The sequence below is a fragment of the Brachybacterium sp. SYSU DS0246 genome, assembly GCF_059391765.1.
In genome coordinates, this window is record NZ_JBZXYT010000009.1 from 122081 (window position 1) to 132003 (window position 9923).

Sequence of the window (9923 nt, forward strand, 5' to 3'; positions counted from 1 at the left end):
CCCATGGTAGGCGCGGCGGAGGTGCGACCGCCCCGCCGTGGCCGCCCCGCCGCGGCCGCCCCGCCGCGGCCGACCGGCCCGCCGCGCCCGGCCGCAGGCCCCGAGCGAACCTGCCCTGCTGTCCGTGGGCGCTCAGCGCCCGGTCACGTGCAGCGGGGTGTGCTCGGGGTCGACGACCTCGGCCGCCAACGGCGGCTCGGGGGCGGTGCCACCATCGCCCCACGTGTTGGTGGGGAAGCGGTCACGGTCGTGAGCATCCATGAGGTGGCTCATATCCGGACCGACGGGCACCACCTGGGTCGGGTTGATGTCGGTCTGGACGTAGTAGTAGTGCGTCTTGATCTGTTCGAGGTCGATCGTGTCGCCGAAGCCGGGCGTCTGGAACAGGTCCTTGGTGTAGTTCCACAGGTTCGGCATGGTCGCCAGCGGCTGACGGTTCGCCTTGAAGTGGCTGTAGTAGACCGGATCGAAGCGGATCAGGGTGGGGAACAGGCGCACGTCGGCCTCCGTGATCGCGGGCCCCATCAGGTACCGGCTGTGCGAGAGACGGTCCTCCAGTTCGTCGAGCGCCGCCCACAGCTTGCGGTACTCGCTCTCGTAGACGTCCTGGGAGCCGGCGAAACCGGTCTTGTACACACCGTTGTTGACCCGGTGCAGCATCCACGTGTTCAGGGCGTCGATCTCCTCGCGCTGGGCCTCGGGGTAGAGATCCGGGGCGCCGTCGCGGTGGTGGGCGCTCCACTGGGTGGCGAAGTCCAGCGTGATCTGCTGGAAGTCGTTGGTCACGACGGCCTTGGAAGGGATGTCGACCATGGCGGGCACCGTGATGCCGCGCGGGTAGTCGGGGAAGCGCGCGAAATAGGCCTGCTGGAGACGCTCGTAGCCCAGGACCGGGTCCTTCCCGCCCTCATCGAGGTCGAAGGTCCACGAGCGCTTGTCGTGGGTGGGACCGGGCATGCCCACGGAGAGGACGTCCTCGAGGCCGTGCAGGCGGCGCGAGATCAGGGTGCGATTGGCCCACGGGCAGGCGCGGGCGGCGACGAGGTGGTAGCGGCCGGGCTCGACGGGCCATCCGTCCCGGGCGTCCTCCGTGATGCGGTCGGCGATGTAGTTCATGTCGCGGTCGAAGGGCTTGCCCTGGTGGACGTAGGAGCCCTCGGTCGAATGCTCCTGGCCGGAGTCCGCGGTGCTGGTGGCGTCCTCGATGCTCATGGCTTCTCTTCCTCGGTCTCTCGTGGGGAGGCGATCGCGGGGATGCCGCGCCGCCTCCCAGGGTAGTTGAAAATGAGCGGAGATGGAAGCGGTGCCATGCCGCACACCGGTCGAGCGGTTTTAGGAAAGCCACGTGTTGTAAAATATTGGGGTGCCGTCAGGTGAGCAGGCCAGAGCAGGGAGAAGGTGAGGCGCCGATGACAGCGGAACAGCCGGATCCCGGCAGCACTCTCACCACGCGAGATCGCCTGGTCGACGCCATCTCGGCGCACGGCCCGATCACTGCCCGCCAGCTGGCGGAGCGGTTCGGTCTCACCAGTGCTGCGGTGCGTCGCCATCTCGCGGCGCTGGAGGCCGACGGGACCATCGCCGAGCATGACGTGCCCATCGGCCATCGCGGCCGTGGACGCCCCAGCAAGGCCTTCGTGCTCTCGAAGTCCGCCCACGAGTCCCTGCCCGGCGGGTACGACGACCTCGCGGTGATGGCCTTCGAGGAGCTCGCGCGCCTCGGCGGGGACGAGGCGGTGTCCCGGCTCGCCGGGCGCCGTATCGCGGATTGGGAGGCGGCGCTGTCGCAGCGGGTCGCCGAGTGCGAGGCCGCCGGGGAGACCGTCACCCTGGCTCGGCGGGTGGAACTGCTGGCCGAGATGCTCACCGCCCGCGGGTACGCCACCACGGTGCGTCCGCTGCACGTCCCGATGCCTGCCACGAACACACGACCGGGCGGCAGCCCGCGTACGCTCGTGACAGCGCAGCTGTGCCATGGGCACTGCCCCGTCCTCGACGTCGCCGCAGATCATCCCGAGCTGTGCGAGGCCGAGACCGAAGTCATCTCCCGCATCATCGGAGCACCCGTCCAGCGCCTGGCCACCCTGGCGCAGGGCGCGCACGCTTGCACGACACACATTCCGCTCACCGAGGGAAGGACACCATGACGAGCGCACCAGAGAAGCTGACACAGGACGAGATCATCGAGTCCGTCGGCCAGTACGCCTTTGGCTGGCACGACGAGGACACGGCCGGTGCCAGCGCGCGCCGCGGCCTGAGCGAAGAGGTCGTCCGTGACATCTCCGCCAAGAAGGACGAGCCCGAATGGATGCTCGAGCGCCGCCTGAAGGCGCTCAAGCTGTTCGACAAGAAGCCCATGCCCACGTGGGGCCCGGATCTGTCGGGCATCGCCTTCGAGGACATCAAGTACTTCGTGCGGTCCACGGAGGCCCAGGTCACCGACTGGGACGACCTGCCCGCAGACATCAAGGAGACCTACGACCGGCTCGGCATCCCCGAGGCCGAGAAGCAGCGCCTGGTCGCCGGTGTCGCCGCGCAGTACGAGTCCGAGGTCGTCTACCACCAGATCCGCGAGGACCTGGAGGAGCAGGGCGTCATCTTCATGGACACCGACACCGGGCTGCGCGAGCACCCGGAGCTGTTCCAGGAGTACTTCGGCTCCGTCATCCCCGCCGGTGACAACAAGTTCTCCGCGCTGAACACCGCGGTGTGGTCGGGCGGCTCCTTCGTCTACGTCCCCAAGGGCGTGCACGTGGAGATCCCGCTGCAGGCCTACTTCCGGATCAACACCGAGAACATGGGCCAGTTCGAGCGCACGCTGATCATCGCCGACGAGGGCTCCTACGTGCACTACGTCGAGGGCTGCACCGCGCCGATCTACAAGTCGGACTCTCTGCACTCGGCCGTCGTGGAGATCGTCGTCAAGAAGGACGCCCGCGTCCGCTACACGACGATCCAGAACTGGTCGAACAACGTGTACAACCTGGTCACCAAGCGCACCACGGTCGAGCAGGGCGGCACCATGGAGTGGGTCGACGGCAACATCGGCTCCAAGGTCACCATGAAGTACCCGGCGGTCTGGCTGATGGGCGAGCACGCCCGCGGCGAGACGCTGTCGATCGCCTTCGCCGGCGAGAACCAGCAGCAGGACACCGGCTCCAAGATGGTCCACATGGCCCCGCACACCTCCAGCTCGATCGTCTCCAAGTCGGTCTCGCGCGGAGGTGGCCGCACGTCCTACCGCGGCCTGGTCCAGGTGATGCCCGGCGCCGAGCACGCGGCCTCCACCGTGCTGTGCGACGCGCTGCTGGTGGACCAGATCTCCCGCACCGACACCTACCCCTACGTGGACGTCCGCGTCGACGACGTCCAGATGGGCCACGAGGCGACCGTCTCCAAGGTCTCCGAGGAGCAGCTGTTCTACCTTATGAGCCGAGGCCTGGAGGAGACCGAGGCGATGGCGATGATCGTGCGCGGGTTCATCGAACCCATCGCGCGCGAGCTCCCCATGGAGTACGCCCTCGAACTGAACCGCCTGATCGAGCTGCAGATGGAAGGAGCAGTCGGTTGATGACTGCCTCAGATACGTACGACCTCACCGGTGCCGAGAGCGCTGGGGATCCCGCGGCCAACGAGAACGTCGGGAACGCCGCCGGTGCGGCTCCCGTCGCTGCTCAGTCGGCCCTGGACGGGGCGCGGCCGGCGGCCGCCCCCGAGCTGGAGGAGGAGGGCCTGGCCCTTCCCGGCGAGAAGAATCCCGAGCGTGCCGCGCTGAACCGCGGCGCGCGCAAGCGCTCCTTCGAGCTCGGCGACCACGCCGTGCCCACCAGCAAGGTCGAGGAGTGGCGCTTCACCCCGCTGCGCCGCTTCGCCCCGCTGTTCGAGGACGTCCCCACCGACGACCGTGAGGGCGATCCCGCCCTGGACTACAGCATCGACGTGCCCGAGGGCGCCCCGGAGACCTCGGTGCTCGCCCCCGGCCAGGCGCCCCGCGGCACCGCACTGGTGCCCGAGGACCTCACCGCCGCCATCGCCTCGGCCCGCACCGAGCAGGCCCTGCACCTGGTGGCGCCGAAGAACACCGAGCTCTCCGAGCCGTTCCGGGTCGGGATCAACGGTCAGGGCGCGGACCGTCGCGGCAACGCACACATCGTGCTGGAGACCCAGGAGTCCTCCTCGGCGACCTTCGTGCTGAACCACACCGGCTCGGCCCAGTACGCGCAGAACGTGGAGATGGTCGTCGGCGACAACTCGCAGATGACGGTCATCGCGCTGCAGGACTGGGACGACGACGCGCTGCACGTGGCGACCCACCACGCTCGTGTGGGGCGTGACGCGAAGATCAAGCACATCGTGGTCTCCCTCGGCGGCAGCGCCGTGCGGGTCAACGCCATCGGCGAGTTCGCCGCCCCGGGCGGCGAGATCGAGAACCTGGGCCTGTACTTCTCCGACTCCGGCCAGTTCCTCGAGCACCGGCTCTTCGTCGATCACGCGGCGCCGAACTGCACCTCGAACGTGGCCTACAAGGGTGCGCTGCAGGGCAGCAAGGCACGGTCCGTCTGGGTCGGCGACGTGCTGATCCGCAAGGAGGCCGAGGGCACCAACACCTACGAGCTGAACCGCAACCTGGTTCTGACCGAGGGTGCCCGCGCCGACTCGGTGCCGAACCTGGAGATCGAGACCGGGGAGATCGAGGGTGCCGGCCACGCGGCTGCCACCGGTCGCTTCGACGACGAGCAGCTGTTCTACCTGCGCGCGCGGGGGATCCCGGAGAAGGAGGCGCGGCGTCTGGTCGTGCGCGGCTTCTTCGCCGAGCTCATCCAGCGCATCGACGTGCCCGAGATCCGTGAGCACCTCTTCGAGTCCATCGAGTCCGAGCTCGCACGGAGCATGAACTGATGAGCGACGCCTTCGTCCCCGTCGCCACCCTGGACCGTCTCGCCCCCGGCGAGGCGATCGACGTCGTCGCCGACGACATCGAGATCGCCCTGGTGCGCGACGAGGACGGCGGCGTCCACGCCCTCGAGGACATCTGCTCGCACGACGAGATCGCGTTGTCGGACGGCGACGTCGAGGGCTGCACCATCGAATGCTGGAAGCACGGCAGCCAGTTCGACCTGGTCACGGGCCGGCCCCTGCAGCTGCCCGCCGTCCTGCCCGTGCGAGTCTTCCCCGTCCGGGTGGACGAGTCCAGCGGCGAGATCCTCGTCGACCCGACCGGAGCCTCCACCCTCTGATCATCATCGGGCGCCGCCGGCCGGAGCCCGCCCCACCTCACGAATCCACCAGCACCCCTGGCCAAGGAGAACCACCTATGTCGATTCTGGAGATCAAGAACCTCCACGCCACCGTCGAGACCCCCGAGGGCACCAAGGAGATCCTCAAGGGCGTCGACCTGACCATCAAGTCGGGCGAGACCCACGCCATCATGGGGCCCAACGGCTCCGGCAAGTCGACCCTCGCCTACGCGGTCGCCGGCCACCCCAAGTACGAGATCACCGAGGGCGAGCTGACGCTCGACGGTGAGGACGTGCTGGAGATGAGCGTCGACGAGCGCGCCCGCGCCGGCCTCTTCCTGGCCATGCAGTACCCGGTCGAGGTCCCCGGCGTGACCGTGTCGAACTTCCTGCGCACCGCCAAGACCGCGATCGACGGCGAGGCCCCCTCGCTGCGCACCTGGGTCAAGGACGTCAAGGGCTCCATGGATGATCTGCGCATGGACCCCGTCTTCGCCGAGCGCAACGTCAACGAGGGCTTCTCCGGTGGCGAGAAGAAGCGCCACGAGATCCTGCAGATGCAGCTGCTCAAGCCCGGCATCGCGATCCTCGACGAGACCGATTCCGGCCTCGACGTCGACGCGCTGCGCATCGTCTCCGAGGGCGTCAACCGGGCCAAGGAGAACACCGACGTCGGCATCATGCTGATCACGCACTACACCCGTATCCTGCAGTACGTGAAGCCGGACTTCGTCCACGTCTTCGTCGGCGGCAAGATCGCGGAGCAGGGCGGCCCGGAGCTCGCCGAGCGCCTCGAGAACGAGGGCTACGACCGCTTCCTCGTCGGCGCCAACTGACGCCACCATCCGGTCCGGCCCGGGATCCCTCCCGCGGCCGGCCCGGCACCACCCCACCAGCGGGCCGTGACCGCGGCCCGCGCCTGACCGGGAGGATGCCATGACCGACCAGAAGACCCCGTCGGCCACCGTCACCGCCGATGACGTCACCGAGGCGATGAAGGACGTGATCGACCCCGAGCTCGGGATCAACGTCGTCGATCTCGGCCTCGTCTACGGCGTCACCGTCGAGGACGGCCACGCCGTCATCGATATGACCCTGACCTCCGCCGCGTGCCCACTGACGGACATGCTCGAGGAGCAGACGTTCGCCGTGCTCGACCCCATCACGGAGACGCACCGCATCAACTGGGTGTGGATGCCGCCGTGGGGCATGGAGAAGATCACCGAGGACGGCCGCGAGCAGCTGCGCGCGATCGGCTTCAACCTCTGACCTGACGCACGGGACCCCCTGATCTGCCCAACGGCAGATCAGGGGGTTCTTCCTATGCACGACGGGCCACAGTGAGCCCGGAGAGACCCGGATCGATCACCGGCTGTCGCCGGACGAGCGTCAGCCGATGAGATCGCCGGCCGGCGTGACCTCGAGGCCGTGCGCCTCGCCGGTGCCGGCATGCGTGAGAGCTCCCTCGTGGGTATGCAGACCCAGGGCCAGAGCGCCGTCGGCCCGCATCGCCTCGCGCCAGCCGCTGCCGGCGACCTTCAGGACGTAGGGGAGGGTCGCATTGGTCAGCGCCGCCGTCGCCGTGACCGGGACCGAGCCGGGCATGTTCGCCACGCAGTAGAAGACCGTGTCGTGGACGGTGAAGGTCGGATCATCGTGCGTGGTGGGACGGGAGTTCTCGAAGCACCCGCCCTGATCGATCGCGACGTCGACGAGCACCGAGCCCGGTTTCATGGTCGCGACCATCTCGTCGGTCACGAGCTTCGGGGCTCGCTTGCCCGGGATCAGCACCGACCCGATCACCACGTCGGCCTCGCGGAGCTTCGCGGCCAGGTCCAGCGTGGTGGAGTACCGGGTGAGGATGCCGCCGTGATGGACGGTGGCGATCTGGCCCAGCCGGGAGACGTTCAGATCCATCACGGTGACGTCCGCGTGCAGCCCGTGCGCCATCATCGCCGCCTGCTCACCGACCACGCCGCCGCCGATGATCACCACGTCGGCCTCATCGGTGCCCGGCACGCCGCCCATCAGCATGCCGGAGCCGCCCAGCGGCGTCATCAGGTGATACGCCGCGACCTGAGAGGCGAGGCGGCCGGCGATCATGCTCATCGGTGCCAGCAGCGGCAGGGACCGGTCCGGCAGCTGCACGGTCTCGTACCCGATCGCCGTGGTCCCGGAGGTCAGCAGGGCCTCGGTGAGATCCTGGTCCGCGGCGAGGTGGAGGTAGGTCATCAGCACCTGGCCTCGTCGCAGTCGCCCGTACTCCTCCGGCAGCGGCTCCTTGACCTTCACGATCATCTCGGCCTGCTCCCAGACCTCGTCGGCCGTGCCGAGCACGCGGGCGCCCGCGGCCCGGTAGTCCTCATCGGTGATGCGGGCCCCCAGGCCCGCCGCGGTCTCGACGACCACCTCGTGGCCGCGCACGGCGAGCTCATGGACCCCGGCGGCGGTCAGGCCCACCCGGTTCTCGTTGTTCTTGATCTCCCGCGGCACCCCGATGCGCATGACGAGCCTCCCTGCGTGGTTCCGAGGCCGCTTCCCGCGGCCGTTCGCGCCCAGGATGGCACCCATGCTCGGGCGATGGGGCCGGGATGGCGGAGCGAGACGGTCTCGTGACGGACGGGGCCGCCGCGGGCCCGGGACTGTGGTTCGCGGCACCGTGGGGCGATATTCAGCGACTACCAGCGCACCCCGCACCTAGACTCGATCCGGCCCCGCACCGGTCGCGACCGATCCGGCGGGCCAGACGAGCAGCCCCGGGCGCGCGCCCGACCCCGCGAAACAGGAGCATCATCCCGTGATCACCGTGCACGACCTCGCCATCCGCGTCGGTGCCCGTGTGCTCATGAGCGGGGTCTCGTTCCAGATCACGCCCGGGGACCGGGTGGGCCTCGTCGGCCGCAACGGGGCCGGCAAGACCACGCTGACCAAGGTGCTCTCCGGCACGCTCGCCCCCAGTGAGGGCTCCGTCGACGTCTCCGGCGAGCTCGGCTACCTCCCGCAGGACACGCACACCGGCGACGAGCACGAGTCGGTCATCTCCCGGATCCTCTCCGCCCGCGGCCTCGACGAGGTCTTCTCGAAGCTGCGCCGCGCCGAGGAGGAGATGGGGGACATGAGCCTCAGCGAGGCCAAGCGCGAGAAGGCCATGGACCGGTATCCGCGGCTGATGAGCGAGCTCGAGTCCCGCGGCGGATACGCGGCCGAGGCCGAGGCCAAGCGCATGTCGGCGAACCTGGGTCTGCCCAACCGCCTGCTGGAGCAGGAGCTGGGCACCCTCTCCGGCGGCCAGCGCCGCCGCGTCGAGCTCGCCCGCATCCTGTTCTCCCAGGCGCAGACGATGATCCTCGACGAGCCCACCAACCACCTCGACGCGGACTCGATCGCGTGGCTACGCGAGTACCTCATGGGCTACTCCGGCGCGCTGATCGTGATCAGCCACGACGTGGATCTGGTCGAGGAGGTCGTCAACAAGGTCTTCTACCTCGACGCCAACCGCGCCGTCATCGACATCTACAACATGGGCTGGAAGCTGTACCAGCGTCAGCGCGAGGACGACGAGAAGCGCCGCAAGCGCGAACGGCAGAACGCCCAGAAGAAGGCCACGCAGCTCACGGCACAGGCCGACAAGATGCGCGCGAAGGCCACCAAGGCCGTGGCGGCCCAGAACATGCTCAAGCGCGCCGAGCGCATGCTCGACGGCGTCGAGGAGGAGCGGCAGACCGATCGCGTCGCCTCCCTGCGCTTCCCCAAGCCCGCCCCGTGCGGCAAGACCCCGCTGATGGCCCGCGACCTCTCGAAGTCCTACGGCAGCCTCGAGATCTTCGCCGGCGTGGACCTCGCCATCGACCGCGGCTCCCGTGTGGTGATCCTGGGCCTGAACGGTGCCGGCAAGACCACGCTGATGCGGATCCTGGCGGGCGTCGACGAGCCGGACACCGGCGAGATCCTCCCCGGCCACGGGCTGCGCGTGGGCTACTACGCGCAGGAGCACGAGACGCTCGACCTGGACCGCACGGTGCTCGAGAACATGATGACCGCGGCCTACGAGCTCCCCGAGGTCGAGGCGCGCAAGATCCTGGGGTCGTTCCTGTTCACGGGGGACGACGTGCACAAGCCCACGCACGTGCTCTCCGGCGGCGAGAAGACCCGTCTGGCGCTGGCCACTCTGGTGGTCTCCAGCGCGAACGTGCTGCTGCTGGATGAGCCGACGAACAACCTCGATCCCGCCAGCCGTGCGGAGATCCTGGGCGCACTCGCGGCGTTCGAAGGGTCCGTCGTGCTGATCTCCCACGATCCCGGCGCTGTCTCCGCGCTGTCGCCCGAGCGGGTGCTGATGATGCCCGACGCCGTCGAGGACCTCTGGAACGCCTCGTACCAGGAGCTCGTCGAGCTGGCCTGATCTGCTCGGCCGGACAGATCAGGACCGGGCCGGCACCCGTAGCCAGCGCACCCCGTGCGCCCCGTGGCAAAGTGGCCCGTGCGCCAGGTGGCAAGAACGTGTAGCTGAGCGGCACTGGACCCCTCCAGGAAAGGGGCGCGGGCCGCTGACCCCTGCCGTCAGGCTGGCTGTGAGTCATGGAGGCGTAGCCGCGGTGTGGCCGCGTCAGGAGAGGAGAAGCCCGTGTCGATCAGCCCCGGCTATACCGAGGACGAGATCCGTGAGATGGTTTACCACTACGAGTG

At 69.0% G+C, this 9923-nt stretch carries 9 protein-coding genes; 7 read left to right on the top strand and 2 right to left on the bottom strand.

Annotated features, from left to right (window positions below; all coding sequences use genetic code 11):
* Window positions 1–132: 132 nt before the first annotated feature.
* Window positions 133–1212: a glutathione S-transferase family protein gene (locus AC5020_RS06455; protein WP_464987632.1), complete on the bottom strand. Its 1080-nt coding sequence runs from the start codon at window positions 1210–1212 to the stop codon at window positions 133–135.
* 197 nt (window positions 1213–1409) lie between these two features.
* Here AC5020_RS06455 and AC5020_RS06460 point away from each other — a divergent pair, with 197 nt between their 5' ends.
* From AC5020_RS06460 to AC5020_RS06485, 6 genes are all read left to right on the top strand, one after another.
* Complete coding sequence (locus AC5020_RS06460) at window positions 1410–2147, top strand: helix-turn-helix transcriptional regulator (RefSeq protein WP_377020025.1); 738 nt, start codon at window positions 1410–1412, stop codon at window positions 2145–2147.
* Entirely contained in the window at window positions 2144–3571 is a 1428-nt protein-coding gene (sufB, locus tag AC5020_RS06465) for a Fe-S cluster assembly protein SufB (RefSeq protein WP_377020024.1), read from the top strand. Before AC5020_RS06460 ends, sufB begins: the two co-directional genes overlap by 4 nt.
* On the top strand, window positions 3571–4899 hold the full coding sequence (gene sufD, locus AC5020_RS06470) for a Fe-S cluster assembly protein SufD (RefSeq protein ID WP_377020023.1): 1329 nt from the start codon (window positions 3571–3573) through the stop codon (window positions 4897–4899). Before sufB ends, sufD begins: the two co-directional genes overlap by 1 nt.
* A complete protein-coding gene (locus tag AC5020_RS06475) occupies window positions 4899–5237 on the top strand; it encodes a non-heme iron oxygenase ferredoxin subunit (RefSeq protein ID WP_464987633.1) in 339 nt (112 codons plus the stop codon). Before sufD ends, AC5020_RS06475 begins: the two co-directional genes overlap by 1 nt.
* A 77-nt stretch (window positions 5238–5314) precedes the next feature.
* Window positions 5315–6073 (top strand): Fe-S cluster assembly ATPase SufC, encoded by a 759-nt coding sequence (gene sufC / locus AC5020_RS06480; RefSeq protein WP_377020021.1) that lies wholly within the window; start codon window positions 5315–5317, stop codon window positions 6071–6073.
* Between the two features lie 100 nt (window positions 6074–6173).
* Window positions 6174–6506, top strand: a complete 333-nt coding sequence (locus tag AC5020_RS06485) for a metal-sulfur cluster assembly factor (protein ID WP_377020020.1) — start codon at window positions 6174–6176, stop codon at window positions 6504–6506.
* A 120-nt stretch (window positions 6507–6626) separates the two neighbouring features.
* Here AC5020_RS06485 and ald read toward each other — a convergent pair whose 3' ends face one another.
* Complete coding sequence (ald, locus tag AC5020_RS06490) at window positions 6627–7742, bottom strand: alanine dehydrogenase (protein WP_464987634.1); 1116 nt, start codon at window positions 7740–7742, stop codon at window positions 6627–6629.
* Between the two features lie 292 nt (window positions 7743–8034).
* Between ald and AC5020_RS06495 the strand changes: the two genes are divergently transcribed.
* Complete coding sequence (locus AC5020_RS06495; protein ID WP_464987635.1) at window positions 8035–9639, top strand: ABC-F family ATP-binding cassette domain-containing protein; 1605 nt, start codon at window positions 8035–8037, stop codon at window positions 9637–9639.
* The last annotated feature ends 284 nt before the right edge of the window (window positions 9640–9923 follow it).